Source organism: Halorubrum sp. B53, from assembly GCF_059752395.1.
Window position 1 is genome coordinate 723,544 of sequence record NZ_MWTH01000015.1, and the last position, 20,516, is coordinate 744,059.

General features: G+C 69.3%; 25 protein-coding genes and 1 tRNA gene. 17 read left to right on the top strand and 9 right to left on the bottom strand.

Annotation, left to right across the window (positions count from 1 at the left end):
* Positions 1-189: a hypothetical protein gene (locus tag B4V06_RS16180; protein ID WP_123112993.1), complete on the bottom strand. Its 189-nt coding sequence runs from the start codon at positions 187-189 to the stop codon at positions 1-3.
* Positions 190-337: 148 nt separating this feature from the next.
* On the opposite strand from B4V06_RS16180, the gene B4V06_RS16185 reads away from it, so the two are divergent.
* The 3 genes from B4V06_RS16185 to B4V06_RS16195 are packed head-to-tail and all read left to right on the top strand — an operon-like array spanning position 338 to position 2,131.
* A complete protein-coding gene (locus B4V06_RS16185; RefSeq protein WP_498170617.1) occupies positions 338-634 on the top strand; it encodes a transcriptional regulator in 297 nt (98 codons plus the stop codon).
* The gene (locus B4V06_RS16190; protein WP_498170618.1) at positions 627-1,613 is read left to right on the top strand and encodes a hypothetical protein; all 987 of its coding nucleotides are present in this window, start codon (positions 627-629) and stop codon (positions 1,611-1,613) included. The genes B4V06_RS16185 and B4V06_RS16190 overlap by 8 nt, the downstream gene beginning before the upstream one ends.
* Positions 1,610-2,131, top strand: a complete 522-nt coding sequence (locus B4V06_RS16195) for a hypothetical protein (RefSeq protein WP_498170619.1) — start codon at positions 1,610-1,612, stop codon at positions 2,129-2,131. The genes B4V06_RS16190 and B4V06_RS16195 overlap by 4 nt, the downstream gene beginning before the upstream one ends.
* A gap of 98 nt (positions 2,132-2,229) precedes the next feature.
* On the opposite strand, the gene B4V06_RS16200 is transcribed toward B4V06_RS16195, so the two are convergent.
* Positions 2,230-2,304: transfer RNA gene (locus tag B4V06_RS16200), tRNA-Arg, on the bottom strand.
* Between the two features lie 102 nt (positions 2,305-2,406).
* Between B4V06_RS16200 and B4V06_RS16205 the strand changes: the two genes are divergently transcribed.
* Positions 2,407-3,009, top strand: coding sequence for an AAA family ATPase (locus B4V06_RS16205; RefSeq protein WP_123112998.1), 603 nt, complete (start codon positions 2,407-2,409; stop codon positions 3,007-3,009).
* Positions 3,006-3,458 carry an RNA-binding domain-containing protein gene (locus tag B4V06_RS16210; RefSeq protein WP_123112999.1) on the top strand — a complete coding sequence of 151 codons (453 nt, stop codon included), beginning with the start codon at positions 3,006-3,008 and terminating at the stop codon, positions 3,456-3,458. The genes B4V06_RS16205 and B4V06_RS16210 overlap by 4 nt, the downstream gene beginning before the upstream one ends.
* 32 nt (positions 3,459-3,490) lie before the next feature.
* Here the strand turns inward: B4V06_RS16210 and B4V06_RS16215 are convergent, their stop codons facing one another.
* The 4 genes from B4V06_RS16215 to B4V06_RS16230 all read right to left on the bottom strand — a co-directional run bounded on the left by B4V06_RS16215 (position 3,491) and on the right by B4V06_RS16230 (position 6,616).
* A complete protein-coding gene (locus tag B4V06_RS16215) occupies positions 3,491-4,078 on the bottom strand; it encodes a DUF7978 family protein (RefSeq protein ID WP_123113000.1) in 588 nt (195 codons plus the stop codon).
* Between the two features lie 102 nt (positions 4,079-4,180).
* Positions 4,181-4,774, bottom strand: coding sequence for a GNAT family N-acetyltransferase (locus tag B4V06_RS16220; protein ID WP_123113001.1), 594 nt, complete (start codon positions 4,772-4,774; stop codon positions 4,181-4,183).
* Between the two features lie 171 nt (positions 4,775-4,945).
* On the bottom strand, positions 4,946-5,866 hold the full coding sequence (locus tag B4V06_RS16225; protein WP_123113002.1) for a DMT family transporter: 921 nt from the start codon (positions 5,864-5,866) through the stop codon (positions 4,946-4,948).
* A 78-nt stretch (positions 5,867-5,944) separates the two neighbouring features.
* Positions 5,945-6,616: an ArsR/SmtB family transcription factor gene (locus B4V06_RS16230; RefSeq protein WP_123113003.1), complete on the bottom strand. Its 672-nt coding sequence runs from the start codon at positions 6,614-6,616 to the stop codon at positions 5,945-5,947.
* 140 nt (positions 6,617-6,756) lie between these two features.
* Between B4V06_RS16230 and gpmI the strand changes: the two genes are divergently transcribed.
* The 6 genes from gpmI (at position 6,757) to B4V06_RS16260 (ending at position 13,120) form a co-directional block, all read left to right on the top strand.
* Positions 6,757-8,322, top strand: coding sequence for a 2,3-bisphosphoglycerate-independent phosphoglycerate mutase (gpmI, locus tag B4V06_RS16235; RefSeq protein WP_498170621.1), 1,566 nt, complete (start codon positions 6,757-6,759; stop codon positions 8,320-8,322).
* 66 nt (positions 8,323-8,388) lie between these two features.
* On the top strand, positions 8,389-9,531 hold the full coding sequence (locus tag B4V06_RS16240) for a thiolase family protein (RefSeq protein ID WP_123113005.1): 1,143 nt from the start codon (positions 8,389-8,391) through the stop codon (positions 9,529-9,531).
* A gap of 47 nt (positions 9,532-9,578) precedes the next feature.
* Positions 9,579-10,166 (top strand): DUF655 domain-containing protein, encoded by a 588-nt coding sequence (locus B4V06_RS16245; RefSeq protein ID WP_123113006.1) that lies wholly within the window; start codon positions 9,579-9,581, stop codon positions 10,164-10,166.
* 43 nt (positions 10,167-10,209) lie between these two features.
* Positions 10,210-11,130 carry a 16S ribosomal RNA methyltransferase A gene (locus B4V06_RS16250; RefSeq protein ID WP_498170622.1) on the top strand — a complete coding sequence of 307 codons (921 nt, stop codon included), beginning with the start codon at positions 10,210-10,212 and terminating at the stop codon, positions 11,128-11,130.
* Positions 11,131-11,138: 8 nt separating this feature from the next.
* Positions 11,139-12,488: a mechanosensitive ion channel family protein gene (locus tag B4V06_RS16255; RefSeq protein ID WP_498170624.1), complete on the top strand. Its 1,350-nt coding sequence runs from the start codon at positions 11,139-11,141 to the stop codon at positions 12,486-12,488.
* On the top strand, positions 12,485-13,120 hold the full coding sequence (locus tag B4V06_RS16260; RefSeq protein ID WP_123113008.1) for a HemK2/MTQ2 family protein methyltransferase: 636 nt from the start codon (positions 12,485-12,487) through the stop codon (positions 13,118-13,120). The genes B4V06_RS16255 and B4V06_RS16260 overlap by 4 nt, the downstream gene beginning before the upstream one ends.
* 17 nt (positions 13,121-13,137) lie before the next feature.
* Here B4V06_RS16260 and B4V06_RS16265 read toward each other — a convergent pair whose 3' ends face one another.
* Entirely contained in the window at positions 13,138-14,118 is a 981-nt protein-coding gene (locus tag B4V06_RS16265; protein ID WP_123113009.1) for an ABC transporter substrate-binding protein, read from the bottom strand.
* A gap of 111 nt (positions 14,119-14,229) precedes the next feature.
* Between B4V06_RS16265 and B4V06_RS16270 the strand changes: the two genes are divergently transcribed.
* The 6 genes from B4V06_RS16270 to B4V06_RS16295 all read left to right on the top strand — a co-directional run bounded on the left by B4V06_RS16270 (position 14,230) and on the right by B4V06_RS16295 (position 18,992).
* Positions 14,230-15,231, top strand: a complete 1,002-nt coding sequence (locus tag B4V06_RS16270) for a 5-methyltetrahydropteroyltriglutamate--homocysteine methyltransferase (protein ID WP_123113010.1) — start codon at positions 14,230-14,232, stop codon at positions 15,229-15,231.
* Positions 15,231-16,301 carry a methionine synthase gene (locus B4V06_RS16275; protein ID WP_123113011.1) on the top strand — a complete coding sequence of 357 codons (1,071 nt, stop codon included), beginning with the start codon at positions 15,231-15,233 and terminating at the stop codon, positions 16,299-16,301. The genes B4V06_RS16270 and B4V06_RS16275 overlap by 1 nt, the downstream gene beginning before the upstream one ends.
* A 207-nt stretch (positions 16,302-16,508) precedes the next feature.
* Complete coding sequence (locus B4V06_RS16280; RefSeq protein WP_498170625.1) at positions 16,509-17,141, top strand: helix-turn-helix transcriptional regulator; 633 nt, start codon at positions 16,509-16,511, stop codon at positions 17,139-17,141.
* A 168-nt stretch (positions 17,142-17,309) separates the two neighbouring features.
* Positions 17,310-17,732 (top strand): hypothetical protein, encoded by a 423-nt coding sequence (locus B4V06_RS16285; protein WP_498170626.1) that lies wholly within the window; start codon positions 17,310-17,312, stop codon positions 17,730-17,732.
* A 63-nt stretch (positions 17,733-17,795) separates the two neighbouring features.
* Complete coding sequence (locus B4V06_RS16290) at positions 17,796-18,068, top strand: SHOCT domain-containing protein (protein ID WP_498170627.1); 273 nt, start codon at positions 17,796-17,798, stop codon at positions 18,066-18,068.
* Positions 18,069-18,242: 174 nt separating this feature from the next.
* Entirely contained in the window at positions 18,243-18,992 is a 750-nt protein-coding gene (locus B4V06_RS16295; protein ID WP_123113014.1) for a sugar phosphate isomerase/epimerase family protein, read from the top strand.
* A gap of 43 nt (positions 18,993-19,035) precedes the next feature.
* Here the strand turns inward: B4V06_RS16295 and B4V06_RS16300 are convergent, their stop codons facing one another.
* Together B4V06_RS16300 and B4V06_RS16305 are read right to left on the bottom strand one after the other, a co-directional pair.
* The gene (locus B4V06_RS16300) at positions 19,036-19,545 is read right to left on the bottom strand and encodes a universal stress protein (RefSeq protein WP_123113015.1); all 510 of its coding nucleotides are present in this window, start codon (positions 19,543-19,545) and stop codon (positions 19,036-19,038) included.
* Positions 19,546-19,649: 104 nt separating this feature from the next.
* Positions 19,650-20,498, bottom strand: coding sequence for a DUF7547 family protein (locus B4V06_RS16305; RefSeq protein WP_498170628.1), 849 nt, complete (start codon positions 20,496-20,498; stop codon positions 19,650-19,652).
* Positions 20,499-20,516 lie beyond the last annotated feature (18 nt).

Below are 20,516 nucleotides of genomic sequence, written 5' to 3' on the forward strand. Positions count from 1 at the left end.
CTACTCCCCATCTCGGTCGTGCTGTTGGCCCCGGTGAATGTTCAACCCCCGCTTCGTTTCGAACTCCCGGTCGCAGTCCGAACAGACGAACGAGTCCTCGCCGTCCGAGTCGTCGGAACCGTTCGAGCCGTCGTCCTCGGAGAACGGATAGCTCGAAACGACATCGTTAGAATCGCGTTTCTCGGCCATCTTACCGAGAGGTTGTGTTCCCGGGTATATTAGCTTTTGTGAGGTAACTCGTGTGTATTCAGTTAGTATTTTGTAGGTGATATATAGGTAACTCGTGTGTAAACCGTAACTACTTCTTATCCATCTCGTGTTCATTTATTCCGACACGATGCCCGGAGAGGCCGAAGATAATGGGCTATCCGACGAGGAGCTCGACCTGTACGGCTACGTGTCAAGCAGCAAACGACGGGTGTCCGTTGTCACCGCGCTGAAGGACAACCCGATGACGCCGAAACAGGTCGCCGAGAGCGCCGACATCCGGTTGAACCACGTGAGTAACGTGCTGTCCGAGCTGTCGGACGAGTCTCTCGTTACGTGTATCAACCCACACCGGAAGCGCGGGCGGGTTTACAGGCTCACGGAAGTGGGAGACAGAGTGTCGAAGAAAGTAATGCAAAATGAGTGAGTACACGATCGTTCACGACGCGATTCAGGAAGCGGACTGGTTTCAGAACCTATCGGGGCGGCTCTCCGATGCCGGCATCTCCCGACTGGACGACGACTCGCCGGAGCCCGTCTTAGAGATCGCCAGCTACGATCGGCCCGACATCATCCTGCTCCGAGACGGAGCGCCCGTTCTCGTGGTCGAAAAGACGGGGCACGTTCCCACGGGGAAGAATCCGTTACAGCGAGTCGCGAGGCTGGTGAAGGCCGCCGAACTCGGGGTTCCCGGCGTCTTCTTCGTTCCGTACGCCGCGAAGAAGCACGGCGAGAACGCCAGTAAGACGAATCTGAACCACCGAGCGATCCAGGCGCTTCGACGGATCGAGGAGATCAACGAGACGCCGATGCTGATCCCGCCCTGGCCGACGGACGACGACTACGAGCTCGTTCACGACGGCTCCGAGGACGAGCTGATCGCCCGGTTCGTGGACGAGTTCCTGCGGGCGGACTGCGATCCGGCCGTGCCGGCAGCGGAGGAGATCCGAGCGCAGTCGGAGGAGGGGGCAAAGCGGATCCTCTCGGAGTACGCGCCGTACGAAACCCCCCCGAACTCAGTCGCGATCCGGTCGACGGACTCCGCGGTGGCGCAGTATGACGGGCTGACGGGAGACGGGTCGTTCCGGACGGACCGCGGCGAGACGGTGGTGTGCGACTTCAAGTTCCAGACTCGGCGCACGGACCCGTACATCGGGTCGCAGTTCGCGTACGATTACCTCTACTGCCGAACGGGGCCGACGGTCCGGGACAGGGACCGCAACCTAGTCTTGCACATGCCGAAGATCGACCGGGAGACGTGGTTCGACTACCACCCGTACAAGCCGGGGAACAAGACGTCGCTGTGGTACGCCTGCGCCGACGCCCTCGTTTTGTCCGACGACACGCTGACCGATTTCGCGCAGTTCCGGCAGAGCGACCAGGGCCGGCTGGACGGGTATCGATGACCTCCGAGGAACAGGTGTACGTCCGGACCAAGCGGCTGTTCAGAGCCGACGACTGGAACCTCCTCGCGAGCGACCCGCCGCGCGGCACCGACGTCCCGCGATTGGAGATCAAGGAACCCGGCGGCGCGCAGAGCCTGACGAAAAACAAGAACGCGGTGATAAACGACCTGGTGTACTGCAAAGACGGCCGGCTGCTGCTCGTCGAGTGTAAGGACGACAGCGCGAAGACGTCGATGGACGTCGAAAAGCTGAACAGGATGATCGGGAACCGGGACTGGCGCGAGTCCCTGGTCACCGCCATGTCCGGCCGATCGCTGTTCGCCAGGGAGGGAGCGCCGTCCGCGGACGCTGTCCGAGACGGGAGCGCGCTCGTGCCCGTGCTGGCGTATCCCGGAGCGCCCCGCTCCGGGCTCCCGCGGTTCGTGCAGGTAACGTTCGATCAGGGAGCGAGTCGCGTGCGGATCGGTAACGAGGTCGAGCCGGCGGTCAGGGAGCGGTTGCGAGGAATCTCCTCCTGATCGCCGGACCGGCGGCGGCTCCGCCGCTCGTTGCGCGCGACTGATAGGGTTCGAATCCCCTGCGTGCCGGTTCGCTCGTCGCTCCGCTCCTCGCTGTACGGGCACAGTGGGATTCGAACCCACGACCGTCGGATTAGAAGTCCGACGCTCTATCCGAGCTGAGCTATGTGCCCTCACCTCCTCTTCTACCGCCCGATATAAAAAACGCCGACGGTTCGCGCCGGCGGACGGCGGCAACAGCAGACCTAAGTCCGGCACGGGACTACTCCGCGCTAATGAACGTCATCGGAACCGTCGGGCTCCCCGGGAGCGGGAAGGGGGAGGCGGCGAACGTGGCCGAGGCGGCCGACATCCCGGTCGTCGTGATGGGCGACGTGATCCGGGCGGAATGCCGCCGCCGCGGGCTCGACCCCGCCGAGCACCACGGCCGGATCGCGCAGGCGCTCCGCGAGGAGGAGGGCGACGACGCCATCGCGGCGCGGACCCTCCCGCTGATCCGCGAGGCCGCCGCCGAGAGCGACCGCGACGCCGTGCTCGTCGACGGCCTGCGCTCCACGGTCGAGCTGGAGCGCTTCCGCGAGGCGTTCGGCGACGACTTCACGCTCGTGGCGGTCCGGGCGCCCTTCGAGCTCCGCGCCGAGCGCCTCGACGCCCGCGGCCGCGACGACTCCGACTCCGACCTGGAGGCCCTCCGCGAGCGCGACGAGCGCGAGATCGACCTCGGCCTCGGCGACACCCTCGACCGCGCCGACGTCGAGATCGACAACACGGGGACGCTCGACGAGTTCCGGACCCGCGTCCGGGACGTGCTGGGCGTCGAGGCGGACGGAGAGGCGGAGTCGACGCCGGCCACGAACGCCGGAGGTGGCGGGGCGTGATCTACAGCATCGACGTGCGGATAGAGGTCCCGGTCCGCGACACGGAGGCCACCGATCGGGTCGACGACGCGGTGCGGAACGTGTTCCCGGACGCGGAGCCGGTCCACGAGGACGGCCGCCTCGTCGCCGAGGCGCACACCCTCGACGCCTTCTCGGATGTGCTCCACGAGCAGGAGATCCTCGACACCGCCCGCCGGGTGTTCCTGCGGAACAGCACCGACGAGGGGTTCGCGTTCTCGTTGAAAAAGCAGGCCGCGTTCGAGGGCGTCGTCAACTTCGCGGTGGGCGAGCCGGACGAGCTCGGCGAGATCGACGTCGACGTCCGGGTCCGCGAGCCCGACGTCGAGTCGTTCATCGACTACGTCGCGCCGGAGACCGACGACGGCCGGCCGGTCGACCCCGTCCGGGAGTACGGCGACCGGTTCGACCCCGACGAGGCCGACTACTGAACTCCGAAACGAACCGTCCTGGTATAGCTCTCTCAGTCGCTCAGCAGCGTCGCGCCCGCGCCGCCGACCGCGCCGAACAGCGCCGGGTACACCGCGCCGGCGAGGAGGACGGCCGTGACGAGGTCGGGCGCGACGCTCCCGTCGCCGACCGAGTACCGGAAGAGGAGGGCGCCGATCACGGCCAGCGGGAGGTATCCGACGAGGACGAACGCGCCGGCCTTCGCGCCGTCGGCCGGCTCCGTCGCGCCGGCGACCCGGCTCGCGACGAGCCCGGCGAGGACCAGCAGGACGGGCGGGACGACGAACAACAGCGTCAGCGACCCGCCGTCGGCCTGCGAGATGAGGTTCGTCGACTGCGACCCGCCGACCAGCGACGGGATCTGGGTGTCGACGAAGTGCCCGTTGTAGAACACCCACCCGATCGCCTGCCACGTCGGGATGGGGTCGCCGCCGAACAGGTCGGCGAAGAAGTTGAACCCCGCCAGCTGCTCCTCGACCGCCGACTGCTGGGTGACGTACGCGAACAGGTAGCCGAGGACGTACGCGACGGCGCCCGCGGCCGCGCCGCCGACGATTCCGCTCGTTGCGTTCGGGCCGTTCGTTCGATCGGGGGCTGACATGCACCCGGAGTCGTTTCGGCCGTGATAAGTGTCTGTTGGCTCGCGATGAGCGTCGAAAGAAATCGTTTCAGAGACAGAAAAGGCCGTTTAGCCCCGACCCCGTCAGCTCGTCGCCTCGCGCCACTCCGACTGCGAGATCGTGTAGCGCACCTCGTCGTGCACGCTCCCGTCGAGGAAGGTGAGCGTGTTCCGCAGGCGGCCCTCGCGGCGGCCGCCGAGACGGTCGACGTACTTCTCGATCGCCCGTCGCGAGTTGTCGTTGTCGGGGTGGTGGCTCACGGCGACGACCTCCAGGTCGAGGTCGTCGAAGGCGACCTCGACGAGGACCGCGGCGCGCTCGCCGGAGTACCCCTGGCCCCAGAACCGCTTCCGGAGCCACGTGCCGAGCTCGGCGGTCCGCCGGTCCCAGTCGACGGAGAACCCGCCGAAGCCGGCTATCTCGCCGGCGCCGTCCTCGCCCTCCCGCGGGCGGATGACGTAGCTCGCTGCCTCGCGGTCCTCCCACCGCTCGCGGCCGCGTTCGAGGAACTCCAGCGTCTCTTTCTTCGTCTCGTGGGGGTCCCACGTCACGTACTCGGTCACCTCGTCGATCCCGGGGTCCGACGAGCAGATCCGGTAGCACGCGTCGAGGTCGACGGTCTCCGGGCGGCGGGGCTCCAGTCGAAGGCGTTCCGTCTCGATCGTCTCGGGGAACATGGCGGCCCGTATCGGGGGATCGCCTAAAAGGATCGCCGGGCGTGGGGGTCGTTCACGTCCAACGACGAAACGGCGGCGACGGCGATGGCGACAACGGCCGCGACAGCGACGGCGACAACGGCTGCGACAGCGACGGCGACAACGGCCGCGACAGCGACGGCGACAACGACCTCACCCGGCGGTCCCGTACTCGCGGAGCGCCGATCGGATCGCCGCCCGCTTCACGAGGGCGAAGCCGAGGCAGATGATCAGGAAGCCGGCGACCGTGTTGAGAGTGATCCCCTCGCTCAGGAACATCCACCCGGCGAGCGCGGCGAAGATCGGGGCGACGTACGAGACGAGGTTGATCTCGATCGGGCCGAGCCGATCGAGCAGGTCGAAGTAGATGAGGAACCCGAGCCCGCTGGCGGCGATCGAGAGGTACGCCAGCGCCGCGATCCCCTCGGTCGTCCAGGCGACGTCGGCGACCGACTCGCCGAGTCCGGTCGAGACCACGTGCATCAGCAGCGCGCCGCCGATCATCGACCACGCCTCCATCGTCTCGATCGGGAGGTCGGCGTCGGACGCGCGGGTGAGCACCGACCCGAGCGCGAACGAGGCCGCCGCCAGCAACACGAGGAGCTTCGCGACCGTACCGCCGCCGGTCAGGTTCGCCGGGTCGGGCGCGGCCAGCACGACCGCGCCGACGAGCCCGACGAGGAGCCCGATCACGCCGACGACGGTCAGCCGCTCTGAAGGGAGGAAGGCGCGCGCGAAGACGGTCGTCAGCACCGGCGAGAGACTGACGATCACGGCCGCGACCGCGCTCGTCACGGCGGGGTCGGTCTCGCCGACGAAGAGGAACGCGTGGTAGGCGGCGATGATAAGCGTCGCGCCGACCGCGACGACGGCCCACTCGTCGCGCCCGCGGGGGATCGGGTCGTCGACCGCGTAGGCGGCGTACGCGAGCATGACGACCCCGGCGATGTCGTACCGAAGCGCGGCGAACAGCACCGGCGGGAAGTACGCCAGCCCGGCCTTGATCGCCATGAACGCGGACCCCCAGACAGCGGCGAGGACGAGGAACAACGCGAGGTCCCGTGCTCGGCTCACACGCGTCCTCCTCCGGGCGCGGTTCAAAAGGTTCCGGAAGCGGCCGGACGTGCTGGGAGAGCGCGGAATTCCGACGCGCTACCGGACTCGGTAGCTGTCCGCGTCGCCGTCGACCTCGCTGGCGAGGACGCCGACGTCGGCGAGGCGCCCGAGGGCGTCGGCGACGGTGTCCTCGCGGGCGCCGACCTCGTCGGCCACGGCCGCGGGCGTGCCGTCGGTCTCGATCACCGCGGCGAGGATCGCGGCGTAAAACCGGCTGTCGGCCTCGGTGCCGAGCCGCTCGTCGATCTCCGCGAGCGTGTCCTCGACCCGGCCCTGCACCCACCGCTGGGCCAGCGACAGCTCGCGATCGAGGTCTTGGAGGCGGGCGTACTCCCCTGCGAGGTCGGCGATGTCGTTCGACGTCCCCGAGCCGTCGGGCGCCTCGATGGTGAGGTGGGGACACCGCCCGGACATGTCGAGGCTGTTCTTGGCAGGGTAGGCGCTCTTCGCGCCGAACCCGTACGGGGAGACGCTCACCTCTAGCCTGAGGCTGCGGGTGATCCGGAAGTACTTCCGGCGCTGGTCGTCGGTCGTCGACTCGATCAGGCCGGCCTCCTCTAACTTCCGCAGGTGGTCGATGACCGCCTTCGGACTGACGTCGAGGTACTCCGAGATCTCCGTGACGTAACAGGGCTTGGTCGCGAGCAGCCGGAGGATGCGCCGCCGGTTCTCGTTCCCGAGGAGATCGAGCAGTACCGCGGAGTCCATTAACGTATAGTTAGCGTCACGAATATAAAAGGCTGACTTCCGGAGCGCGAGCCGGTCGGACGCGCTTCGGCCGTCGAAGGGAGGAATCGCGCGATCGTCCGGAGCGAAGGGTAGTTACCCCGTCACGGGAAACGAGGGGTATGGAAACGGCGCTCATCGTCCTCGACGGCTGGGGACTCGGAAGCGGTGCGGGAGGTGGAGACGGGGAGACGGTCGACCCCTCGGGGCGGCCGGCCGGCCGGGACGCGGTCGCGGCCGCCGACACCCCGACGTTCGACGACGCGACCGAGCGCGGCGCCGACGGGCGGCTCGTCGTCCACGGGCGGCGCGTGGGGCTCCCCGAGGGCCAGATGGGGAACTCGGAGGTCGGCCACCTGAACATCGGCGCGGGGCGCGTCGTCAAGCAGGCGTACACGCGGATCACGGACGCGCTCGAGGAGGGCTCGCTCTCCGACAACGACGCCATCGCGGGCGCGTTGGAACACGCGGAGTCGACCGGCGGCCGGGTCCACTTCATGGGGCTCGTCTCCGACGGCGGCGTCCACTCCGACGTCGAGCACCTGCTCGCGCTGATCGACGCCGCGGCCGACGCCGGGGTGCCGGCGACCAGCCACGCGTTCACGGACGGCCGCGACACGGCCCCGGAGATCGCCGACCGCTTCCTCGCCGAGGTGGAGGCGAAGGCCGACGAGCGCGGGACCGGACACGTCGCGACCGTCACGGGGCGCTACCACGCGATGGACCGCGACGAGAACTGGGAGCGCACGCGGAAGGCGTACGACGCCATCGTCGAGCGCGAGGCGCCCCACGAGGCCGAGACGGCGGTCGAGGCGGCGACGGCGGCCCACGCCCGCGGCGAGACGGACGAGTTCATCGAGCCGACGCTCGTCGGCGACGAGCCCGCGCTCGCCGACGGCGACGCCGTGGTCTTCTTCAACTTCCGGGCGGACCGCGCCCGCCAGCTCGTCCGGCTGCTCACGGACACCCGGCCCGAGTGGGAGTTCGAGGTCGACCAGCCGGAGATCCGGATGACGACGGCCACCGAGTACGACGAGACGTTCGACTTCCCGGTCGCGTTCCCGCCGGAGATCCCCGAGAACACGATCGGCGAGGTCGTCTCCGAGGCGGGGCTCACGCAGCTCCGGATCGCGGAGTCGGAGAAGTACCCGCACGTCACCTACTTCCTCAACGGCGGCCGCGAGGTGAAGTTCGACGGCGAGCTGCGCGAGATCGTGAAGAGTCCGGACGTCTCCACGTACGACCAGCAGCCGGAGATGTCCGCGCCGGAACTCACCGACGAGGCGGTCGGGATCATCGAGGAGGCGGACCCCGACCTGATGGTGCTCAACTACGCGAACCCGGACATGGTGGGCCACACCGGCGACTTCGACGCGGCCGTCGAGGCGGTCGAGGCGGTCGACGCGCAGCTCGGCCGGCTCCTCGACGCGGTCGCCGACGCGGGCGGACACGCGGTCGTGACGGCCGACCACGGCAACGCCGACGACATGGGGACGCTCGAGGACCCGCACACCGCGCACACGTTCAACCCGGTCCCGATCGTCTACCTGACTCCCGACGGCGACGACGGCGGGCGAGCGATCCGCGAGGACGGGTCGCTGTGCGACATCGCTCCGACGCTCGTGGACCTGATCGGGCTCGACCGCCCGGGGGAGATGACCGGCGAGCCGCTCCTCGAGAATAAATAGTAAACTCGGGTCTGATTTTCGGCGGTTCCACGGCCATTTAAGAGCGTCACCGGTCTGTAAACGATCATGACAGACGAGACCACGCCGGTGATCGCCGCCGCCTACCGGACGCCGCAGGGGAAAGACGGGGGCGCCTACGCCGACGTCCGCAGCGAGGACCTCTCGACGACGCTCATCGACCACGCGCTCGCGGAGACGGGGCTGACGAGCGACCACGTCGACGACCTGATGTGGGGCGTCGCCCAGCAGCGCACCGAGCAGGACAACAACGTCGCCCGCGTCATCGCGCTGCTCTCGGAGCTCGGCGAGTCGGTGCCGGCGACCTCGATCAACCGCTGGTGCGCCTCCTCGATGCAGGCGATCATCTCCGCGTCGGACGCGATCGCGGCCGGGAACCGCGACTGCGTTATCGCCGGCGGCGTCGAGAACATGAGCCGCGTCCCGATGGACGGCGACTCCTACCAGCACCTCCACCCGGAGCTGTCGGAGGAGTACAACGTCTTCCAGCTCCAGATGGGGATGACCGCCGAGAAGGTGGCCGAGGAGTACGGGGTGAGCCGCGAGGCGCAAGACGAGTACGCGGCCCGGAGCCACCAGCGCGCCGCGGAGGCGACGGAGTCGGGCCGCTTCGACGACGAGATCGTTCCGGTCGAGACCGACGACGGGCTCGTCGAGGCGGACGAGGGGATCCGCCCGGACACGACCGCCGAGAAGCTCGCCGACCTGCCGCCCGCGTTCACGGGCGACGGCACGGTGACCGCGGGGAACTCCTCGCAGATATCGGACGGCGCGTCGCTGACGGTGGTCACGAGTAAGGCGTTCGCCGAGGACCACGGGCTCGACGTGCTCGCGGAGGTCGGCACGAACAACGTCGCCGGCGTCGACCCCACCGTGATGGGGATCGGTCCGGTGCCCGCGACGCGCGGGCTGCTCGACCGCGCCGGGACGACGATCGACGACTACGACCTCGTCGAGCTCAACGAGGCGTTCGCCTCCCAGTGCGAGTACTCGCGACGCGAGCTCGGGGTCGACGAGGAGCGGTTCAACGTCAACGGCGGCGCCATCGCGATCGGCCACCCGCTCGGCGCCTCCGGCGCGCGCCTCCCGGTCACGCTGCTCCACGAGATGGAGAAACGCGACGCGGACCGCGGGCTCGCGACACTCTGCGTCGGCTTCGGGCAGGGCGCCGCGATCGAGTTCTCTCGATAGGTCGGCGCGGCAGCGGTTTTTTCACCGGTCGGGACCGTAAAACGAGTATGAGCGATCCCGACGCCGACGCGCCCGACGCGGCGGACGCCGACGACGGTCCCGTCGCCGTCCTGTTGGACGTGCTGCCGAACGGGCGACCGGACGACGACCGGCCGCCGTCGCGGAAGACGCCGGTCGCGTACGGGCTCGGGACCGAGTCGTTCCGGCTGTACGAGCTCGCGCTCGACGACGGGACCGAGGCGTCCGTGAGCGACCGGATCGCGCTCGACGGGCCGGCAGTCGGTCGATACCGCGAGGTGGAGTACGACGACCTCACCCGGAACGCGGCCGCGGAGGTGGAGTACGCCGTCGAGGCGATCGTCGACGGCGACGAGGAGCGCTTCGTCGACTTCTACAACGAGGCCGGCCCGATCACCCTCCGGCTCCACCAGCTCAACCTCCTCCCCGGGGTGGGCAAACAGCTCCGGAACAACGTCCTCGACGAGCGCAAGCGCGGCCCCTTCGAGAGCTTCGCCGAGGTGTCCGAGCGCGTCTCCGGGCTCCATCGCCCGCGAGAGGTGATCGTCGAGCGGATCGTCGAGGAGGTACAGAAGGACGACCTGAAGTACCGGACGTTCGCGGGCCGCGAGGAGTAAGTCGAAACGGGACTTTTACCCCGAACGCCGGCCAATCCCGGGCATGACCGACCTATCGACGGGTGAGGCCGCGGCGTACGGGGACCGCGACCCCGACGCCCTCGCGCGGCGCGCCGGGGAGCGCGCGAACCCCGACCGCGACCAGCACTTCCTCGTCGACGACCGCGTGCTCGACCGGATTCCGGGGTACCTCCCGGCGGACGCCGACGCGAGCCACCTGCTGGAGATCGGCGGCGGCGCGGGCGCGCTCACCGACCGACTGCTGGCGAGGGTCGTCGCTGATGCCGATCGCGACGGTGACGCCGACCGGGACGCCCCCGGCCGCCTCTCCGTGATCGAGCGCGACGGGACCTTCGCTGACTTCCTCCGCGAGGAGTTCGCGACCGCGGTCGACGACGGGGTCCTCGACGTGATCGAGGGCGACGCGCTCGACGTCGATCTCCCGCCGTTCACCGCCTGCGTCGCCAACCTCCCGTACGGCGTCTCCTCGGAGATCGCCTTCCGGCTGCTCCCCGAGGGGAAGCCGCTCGTGTTGATGTTTCAGGCCGAGTTCGCCGAGCGCATGGTGGCGTCCGCGGGCGAGTCGGAGTACGGCCGCCTCTCGGTGTCGGCCCAGCACTACGCCGCCGTCGAGATCGTCGAGCGCGTCCCGAAGGAGGCGTTCGACCCCCAGCCCGCCGTCGAGAGCGCCGTCGTCCGGTGCACGCCCCGCGACCCGGACTACGCGGTCGGCGACGAGGCGTTCTTCCTCCGGTTCGTGAAGGCGCTGTTCACCCAGCGGCGCAAGACGGTGCGGAACGCGATCCGGAACACCGGCCACATCTCCGGGCTCGACGAGCCCGAGGCCGTCGTCGAGGCCGCCGACGAGGAGCTGCTCCGCCGGCGACCCGGCAAGCTCGACCCGGCCGCGTTCGCCGCGCTCGCCGAGCTGGCCCGGGAGCACGGCTCGCCGACCGAGGTGTGATCGCGCGGATGACGCTCGCAGACGTCGTCCTCGCGGTCGCGGCCGGGTCGCCCGCCGTCGCCCTGGTCTCCGCCGCGCCGTCCGCCGCTCCCCCGCTCTCCGTCGCGTCGCTCCTCGCGGGTCCGCTCCCCGAACTCCTGACCGCCGGCGGCAACGCCACCGGCCCCGTCGGCGACCTCTACGGGACCCTGACCGAGAACGTCAGGCGCACCCTCGCCTCCGCGCTGATCGTCGGGGGCGTGCTCGGCGTCCGGCTGCTCACCGCGTGGGCGAAGCGGCGGGACGGCGATCTCACCTCGTCCACGCGGCTGCTGCTCTCGGCGTCCGTCGGCGCCGCGACCGCGGTCGGCGCGCTCTCGCTGCTCGTGGTGTGGGACCGGAGCGGGGCGCTGCTCGACGCGTTCGAGGCGGCCGCGATCACGGACCAGCTGGCGAACGTCGTGATCGCGGTGGTACTGTTGGCGAGCGCCTACGCCGTCACCGACTTCCTCGGCGGCGTCATCCGCCAGCTCTCCGCCGATAGCACCGTCCTCACCGACCACCAAGAGGAGGTGGTCCGGCGGCTCACGCAGCTGACGGTGTACACCTTCGCGCTGCTCGTGGTCGTCGGGCTGTTCACCGACAACGTCGGCGGCCTCCTCGTCGGCGCGGGCTTCTTGGGGATCGTGGTCGGGATGGCGGCCCGCCAGACGCTCGGCGCGATCCTCGCCGGGTTCGTACTCATGTTCTCCCGGCCGTTCGAGGTCGGCGACTGGGTCGAGGTCGGCGACCACGAGGGAACTGTCACGGAGATCTCGATCATGAGCACCCGCCTCCGGTCGTTCGACGGCGAGGTCGTCACGCTCCCGAACGACGACGTGCGGTCGGGGTCGATCATCGACCGCTCGCGCCGGAACCGCCTTCGGATCGAGGTCGAGGTCGGCGTCGACTACGCGGCCGACATCGAGCGCGCGGCGGCGGTGATCGAGGAGGCGATCGGCGGCGTCGAGGACGTGGCCTCGATGCCCGAGCCGGACGTCGTGACGAAGCGGTTCGACGACTCGGCGGTCGTGCTCGGCGCCCGGTACTGGATCCGAAACCCGAGCATGCGGAAGCGCTGGCGCACGCAGACGGCCGCGATGGGCGAGATCAAGTCCGCGCTGGAAGCGGCGGGGATCATCATCCCGTTCCCGCAGCAGACGCTCTCCGCGCGCGAGGAGGGCACGTCCGGCCCGCAGCTCGACGCGTCGGTCGAGGGGCGGGCGGCGACGCGCGGCGGCGGGAACCGGAGCGACGGCGGCGAACAGACCGACGAAAGCGGCGACGAGGGCGACGACGCGGGCACCGGGGACGACGGCGACGCGGGGGGAGACGAGTGAGCGACGCTCCGAAAGAGGGGGGAGACGACGCTGCCGCGGAGAGTAAAGACACCGCCGGCGACCTCGCGGCGCGCCGCGGCGTCGACGACGCGGTCGTCTACCAGCCCGCCGAGGACTCCGGGCTCCTCGCCGAGGCCGCGGTCGAGAGCGCGCACGGTCGCGTACTGGAGGTGGGAACCGGCTCCGGCTGGGTCGCGGCGCGGATCGCGGCGGAGCGCGACCTCGACGTGGTCGCCAGCGATCTCAACCCGCACGCGGCCCGACAGGCGCGCGAGCGCGGCGTTGAGGGCGTCGTCGCCGACCTCCTCGCGCCCTTCCGGGAGGACGCGTTCGACACCGTCTGTTTCAACCCGCCGTACCTCCCGACCGACCCCGACAACGAGTGGGGCGACTGGATGGAGCGCGCGCTCTCGGGCGGCGAGTCGGGCCGGGAGCTGATAGAGCCGTTCCTCGCCGACGTGGGGCGCGTCCTCGCGCCGGGGGGCGTCGTCCTGCTGCTCGTCTCCTCGCTGACGGGCTACGACGAGGTGCTCGCGCTGATCGACGACGCCGGCTTCGACCACGAGGTCGCCGTCGAGGAGTCGTTCCCGTTCGAGACGCTCACCGTGCTGCGGCTCGACCGACGGGAGTGAGGCCGTCGGCCGTCGGATCACGCGCCGTCGGGGATTCCGGCCGGCTCGGTCGCCGCTTCCGGGTCGACGCGCCGCACCTTCTCGTCGGCGCTCTCGAACCGATCGGGGTGGACGACGCCCGCCAGCGCCTCCAGCGTGTCGACGACGCGGTGGCTGTGGCGGTTCAGGTAAGCGGTGCCGTCCATCGCGTACACGCGGCCGTCGCGCACCGCGGCCACGTCGTCGAGTGACTCGCGGGTCAGCAGGTCGACGGCCGCGCGCTCGGCCTCGTCGACGTCGGCGCTACAGGGACCGACGACGACCACTTCCGGATCGAAGGCGCGCAGTTCGTCGGGATCGATCGTTCGCGAGCGCTCGCCGGCTGCGACGAGCCCGGGCCCCCCGCCGGCGATCCGTATCAGGTCGGGGACCCAGAGCCCGGCGTGGCGGAGCGGGTCGGTCCAGTCGAGGACGGCGACGCGGGGTCGGGAGTCGGCCGCGGGGACAGCGTCGGCCGACGGGCTGGCGTCGGCCGAGTTTGCCGTGTCGCCCGGGGGGACCGCCTCGGCGACGGCGTCGATCCGGGCGTCGAGGTCGTCGCGGAGCGCGGCCGCGACCGCCGGACGGCCGACCGCTTCGCCGACGCGCTCGACGTTCGCGAGGACGTCGTCGAGGTCGTCGGCGTGGACGTCGAGCACCGCTGCGTCGAGGTCGAGCCGCTCGACCGCCCGGCGCGCGAGCCCCGCGTCGAGCGCGCAGACGGCGCAGACGCCCTGCGTGAGGATCACGTCGGGATCGGCCGCGGCGAGCCGGTCGCCGTCGAGGTAGTAGGTGTCGTCGTGGGCGGCGACCCGGTCGAGCGCCGCGGGGTCGGCGCCGAGGTCGGGGACGAGCCCGGTGAGCGTCGGCCGGTCCTCGACCGCGGGCGGGTGGTCGCACTGATGCGAGACCGCGGCGGGCGTCGCGCCGAGCGCGGCCGCCAGCTCGGTCGCGGAGGGGAACAGGGAGACGACGGTCATGGGGATCGATCCCCGACGGTCGGCTTAACGGTTCGCCCCGGTTATAATAATAACTTATGAGCATAAAATGTATTAGCAAATATTATACGACGGCATATCGAACTACTGGTGATGACTGAACGAGTCGCGGCCACGCCGGGGCTGTACCCGCTCCCGGACTGGGCGAAAGAGACGCTCTCGGACCTCAAGGGTCACCAGAAGGGCGACCTGCTGAGCGGCGACGAGAGCGAGGCGATCGTCGAGCAGTACGACGAGGTCCGCGCGGAGTACGTCGACGACCAGCTGGACGCCGGCCTCGACCGCGTGGTCGAGGGGCAGGGTCGCTGGGACGACATGATCGCGCATCCGCTGACGGTGCACGACAGCGTCGAGACCGGCGGGATCGTCCGGTACTACGACAACAACAACTTCTACCGCGACCCGCGGGTCGTCGCCGACCTCGACTTCTCCGGCGACGTGGCGCGCGAGCTGGAGTCCGCGGTCGACCTGATCGACGGCGAGGCCCCCCTCGCCGCGACGCTGCCGGGCCCGTACTCGCTCGCCGACCTCGCGAGCGACGAGCACTACGGCGACGAGGCGGCGTTCCAGGCCGCGATCGCCGAGTTCCTCGCCGGCGAGGTCGAGGCGTTCCCCGCCCACGAGACGCTGTTCCTCCTCGAGCCGTCGCTGGTGACGAACCCGCCCGCCGAGGGCGCGGAGTCGACCGCGACGGACGCCATCGCGACGGTCGCCGACGCGACCGACGCCGACGTGGTCGTGCAAACCTCGTACGGCGCGCTCGGCGAGAAGCTGTACGCGCACCTTGTGGACGAGGCGGGCGCGGACGCGCTCGGGCTCGACCTCGTCGCCGGCGACCGCGACGACACCGTCTACAACGTGCAGGAGTTCGGCGCCACCGACTCGCTCGCGCTCGGCCTCGTCGACGGCCAGAACACGCTTGTCGAGGAGCCGGAGACGCTCGCCGAGCGGGTCGAGTGGTTCGAGTCGCAGGTCCCCGCCGAGGGGTTCGACCGGACGTACCTGACCCCGAACACCGAGCTGTTCTACCTGCCCGCCAATAAGTACCGCGCGAAGCTGAACGCGCTGGCCGCCGCCACGGAGGTGCTCGACTAATGGTCCGAAACCCCGACGCCAACCGCGACCAGTTCCGCCCCGCCGACCACCCCAACGACGCGTTCCTGCTGACGACCGTCGTCGGCTCGTACCCGAAGCCGAAGTGGCTGAACCGCGCGGACGAGCTCGTCGACGACCCGGACTCGAAGTTCGACGCCGCGGACCTCGAGGAGGCCCACGACGACGCCTGTCGCCTCATCACCCACGAGCACGAGCGCGCCGGGCTCGACACGGTCGTCGACGGCGAGATGCGCCGCAACGAGATGGTGGAGTTCTTCGCCGACCGCATCGACGGCTACGAGTTCAACGGCCCCGTGAAGGTGTGGGGCCACAACTACTTCGACAAGCCGTCCGTCGTCGAGGAGGTCGCGTACGACGAGCCGTGGCTCGTCGACGAGTTCGAGTTCACCTCGAACGTCGCCGAGCGCCCGGTGAAGGTCCCCATCACGGGGCCGTACACGCTCGGATTCTGGGCGTTCAACGAGGCGTACCCCTCCACCGAGGAGCTCGTCTACGACCTCGCCGACCTCGTCAACGAGGAGGTCGAGAAGCTGGTCGAGGCGGGGGCGCGTTACATCCAGATCGACGAGCCCGCGCTGGCGACGACGCCGGAGGACCACGCCATCGTCGGCGAGGCGCTCGAACGCATCGTCTCGGGCATCGACGAGGAGGTCCGCATCGGGCTCCACGTCTGTTACGGCGACTACTCGCGGATCTACCCCGAGATCAACGACTACCCGATCGACGAGTTCGACGTCGAGCTGTGTAACGGCGACTTCGAGCAGATCCCGACGTTCACCGAGCCCGAGTTCGAACCCGACCTCGCGCTCGGCGTCGTCGACGCGCACACGGCCGAGGTCGAGCCCGTCGAGGAGATCAAAGAGAACATCCGGCAGGGCCTCCGCGTCGTCCCGCCGGAGAAACTCACGATCTCGCCCGACTGCGGGCTGAAGCTCCTGCCCCGCGAGATCGCGTACGGCAAGACCGAGAACATGGTGACCGCCGTCCGCGAGGTCGAAGCCGAGATCGATTCCGGCGAGATCGACGTCGAGAACCCGCTGGACGACTGAGGCGAGAGGATCCGCACACACCGCGAGGACTGGCGGACGCGCCGCGGTGACTGGTCCGCGTTCGCCGCGACGGCCGGTCGGACACGCCGACGGATGCCCTCCGAGACGGGGGACCCCGCCGGCGCGGTCGCGATCCGCAATCATCACACTCCCCCGCCGACAAAGCGACGGTATGAGCAGAAAGACCTCGCGATCGGGGGCCGTCGTATGAACCGACGCCGAGCGGACGCCGTCGTCGGTGTGCTCCTCGGGTTCGTCCTCTTGGCCGGCGGGGTGCTCACCTGGCGGGCCTATCGACAGCGCCGCGCCTTCGAGCAGTCGATGGGGTCGGTGATGGATTCGTCGATGGGGACGATGCACGGGCCGGACCCGCTCTGGTACGCGGTCGGAACGCTGCTGATCGCGGGCGTGATCGGCGGCGTCTATCTCCTGACCCGAGACGAGCTCACCCGATCGGGAGAGGCCGGCTCGGTGGAACACCGAGAGTCGGACCAGAGCTCGGTGGCGGCCCCTACCTCGATAGAAGACGGAGGGTCGCAAGCGACACCCCCCTCCCCCGAATCCGACCCGCAGGCGGCGTCCCTCAATCCCGAGGCCGACCCGCAGGCGCGCGTTCTCGATCTCCTGCCGGACGACGAACGACGCGTCCTCGAACCCGTCCTGATCTCTCCCGGGATCACGCAGATCGAACTCCGAGATCGGTCCGACTTCTCGAAGAGCAAAGTGAGTCAGACCGTGAGTTCGCTCGAGGAGCGCGGACTGTTGTACCGGGAACGGCAAGGACGAACCTATCGCGTGTATCCGAGCGACGACCTCCGGCAGCGACAGTCGGAACGGTAGCCACGGACTGTCGGGCTCTCTTCCCCCCGAATTCGACAGGCATGAACGTTCCTCGCAGAACAAAACGTTTAGAAGCGGCTATAAACATTTTCGAACGATCTCTCGGTTGCGTTCACACCCACGGAGATAACTCGGAACCCGTCGTACGGACAGTTGAGGAGAGACACAATGACCGATCGAAACATCGCACGATGGCTGCTCGTAGCGCTCGCGATCGTCGGACTCGCGTTCGCCGTCCCGGCCGTCAGCGCACACGGGGACGCACCGGTCCAGGAGAACGAGACGGCGACCGACGGGATGCCGGTCGACGGTGAGACGGCGGAGCGGACGACGTGGACGGACGGTCACATGACCGGACAGACGGACTCGCACGTCGGTGACGAGGTTGCGGGGACGCCGGTCGACGGCGAGGCGGCGGCGTGGGCGACCTGGATGGAGGCTCACATGACCGATCACATGGGCCCGAACGCCGTGAACCAGATGGAGACGTACACGGGCGTGACCGTCGACGAGATGGCCCGGGACATGGCGGACGACGACCACGACGATCACACAACCGTGAGGACGAGCGGCCGGGGGTACGGCTGCTAGCGACCCCCGTTCGAGGCGCTCGTCCGGCACAGGCTGACGCAAACTGCTGACCCACCGACCACGATGACACACCACACCAACGGCGTCGGACGGACGATTCGTCGCATCGCGACGCGCGCGGTGCCGCCGCTGATCGCAGCGACGGGCACCGTGGCCGCTCACGGCGGCGGGAGTTACGGCAGCGGGAGCTACGGCGGCGGCATGATTGGCGGGTGGAGCCTCTTCGGCGGTTTCATGGGACTCTGGGGCCTCCTCTGGATGGGACTGCTGATCGCCGTCCCGCTCTATCTCGTCTACGTGCTCCTCGACCGGAATTCCGGGCGAAACGGCGCCTGACCGATTCCGGTCCTCCGCGGGCACCGTGCCCGGGATGGACTCCCGGCCGAGGGATTCGAGCGCCGACACCGCGAACTCGGTCGGGGCGGTTCACCCTCGATGACGAGTTATTTTTTATATCTATCCACCGAAACGAAGGGGGATACATAACACGCCGCCGTTCCCACCGCCGACATGGAAATAGGTCTCACCGTCGGCGACGACGTCGACCGCCTCGCGGCGTCGCCGTCGCGGTTCGACTTCTGCGAGCTCGGGATCGGCGAGCCGACGCTCGTGCCTGGCGAGATCGGCCCGGAGCGGCTCGACGCCGCGCTCGCCGGGCGCGATCTCGTGGTTCACCTCCCGTACGGCCAGCGGCTGGCGACGTACGTCCCCGAGGTCAACGACGCCATCGTCGCCTACCAGCGACGGCTTTTAAAAGCGGCCGGCGACTTGGGCGCCGAGAAGGCGGTGCTCCACGCGACCTCCGCCGACCGCGACGACGTGGAGTTCCGCGAGGTCGCCGCCGAGCAGCTCCGCCGCGTCGCCGACGCCGGCCGCGAGGCGGGCGTCGAGGTCGTCGTCGAGAACGTCGGCCACCAGCACGCGGGGCTCCAGCTCTCCGTCCTCGGCGAGATCGCCCGCGAGACCGACACCCCGGTCTGCTTCGACGTGGGCCACGCCTACATGGAGGGCGGCGACAAAGCGATCGCGCGGTTCCTCCGCGCCCACGGGGACCGCGTCTCGCACCTCCACTGTCACGACGTTCGCCGCCGGGGCGACACCCATCTTCCGGTCGGCGCCGGCGAGGTGGACTACGGGGCCGTCGCGGCCGAGCTCGACGGGTTCGACGGCACCGTCGCGCTGGAGGTGTTCACCGACGACGACGCCCTGCTCGTCGACTCCGCGGAGCGCGTCGCGGCGCGGCTGGGCGCAGAGTTTTAGAGATGGCCTCGTTGAGGCCCTTCGCTACGAATCGGGTTCGGGTTCAGTTGGGGAGATAAAAGTCCGATTTTGGGTTGTTGTGCGTGGAGGCATCCCTGAGTTTGGCGATCTTCGCTGGGCTTCGGTCGCGGACGATGACAACGTCGTAGGAGTCCTCTGCTGCGACGGTTCCCGCGACGCTGCTCACTGCGGTGACGAGATGACCGGCGTTTTCGCTCCCGAGGAACACCATTGATGCGTTTTCGTCGCGCACCACCTTCCGCAGACGTTTCGAGATGGTGCCGGAGGGAGCGTACCGATCGACGACCTTGTGACGAAAATCAGCGCTCGGACACAGATCAGTTACCTGTTTATGTAAGGTCGAAACGACGGATTCCAGATCGAACTCCTCGTCCTGTTCGATCCAGTCGCGTTCCCTGGCGTAGTCCCTATTCCCATTCGGGATGACACTCACAGCCAGCACGTCTTCGTCGAATACGCTCCCGAACTCGGTGGCACGGACGAGCGCTGCTTCAGCCAGTCCAGATCCATCGAATGGAACGACAATTGTCATACTTCTGTATTGTCCGGTGTGCGAGAATGTCTTCCGGTGTTTCCCGCCAACGAGAAACCGACAACCGCGTGCAGGCCGTCGTGTAACCACCGACGTTGCGGCCGTCAGGCCGATTCGGGGTCGGTGTCGTCGCCTTCTCCTCCGTCGTCCGAATCCTCTCCGTCGGTGTCCGTGGCCTCTTCGCCGGCGTCCCCTGCCTCGTCGTCGATCTGACGCTTGATCGACTCCAGTTCGGACTCGACGTCGACTTCGGGCGCCGGGTCGTCCTCCGGCTCGTCGTGACCCTCGCTGCCCGCGTCGTCCTCCGGTTCCGCGTCGGGGTCGGTTACGTCGATCCGAACCCCGCGGTCGCCGCCGGGGGACCCGTCGTCGCGGCCGCGTCCCGCGTCGCGGTCGTCCGTTTCGCGTCCCCCCGCCTCGGGGGTCCGGTCACTCCGGCCGCCCCGAGAGTCGTCGCGCGGGGTCTGCCGTCGGGCGGTGTCGGCCTCCCGGCGGCCCTCCTCGATCCGCGACTCGATCTCGGCGGTGAGATCGCGGGCGTCGGCGATGATCGAGCGCGAGGCGGCCTCCTCGGGGAGGTCGGCCTCGGAGAGCGCCGTTCGGAGCTCCGAGAGCGACCGGGCGAGCCCGGCGCTCGCGCCGTCGCGGACGTCTGCGAGGCGGTCGGCGGTCGCGCCGGTGTCGCCGGTGACGCTGCGTCCGGGATCGGCGAGTCGGAGGGTCCCACGGAGCAGTTCGAGCGACTTGATCGTCGTCTCGAGGAGGGCGATAATCGTCGGGATCGTGTACTGCTCGGTGAATCGGAGCAGCTCCGAGAGCCGAGGCGGCCGCGGCGGTCCCCGGCGGTCCCGCTCGCTCTCGCCGAGGTCGCGCCGCAGCTCAGTCAGGACGTCCTCGAGCTCGTCGAGCCGCTCCTCGAGCTCGTCGTCGCGTCGGTCGTCGCGGGAACTCATGGCGTGAGGTACGCGGCG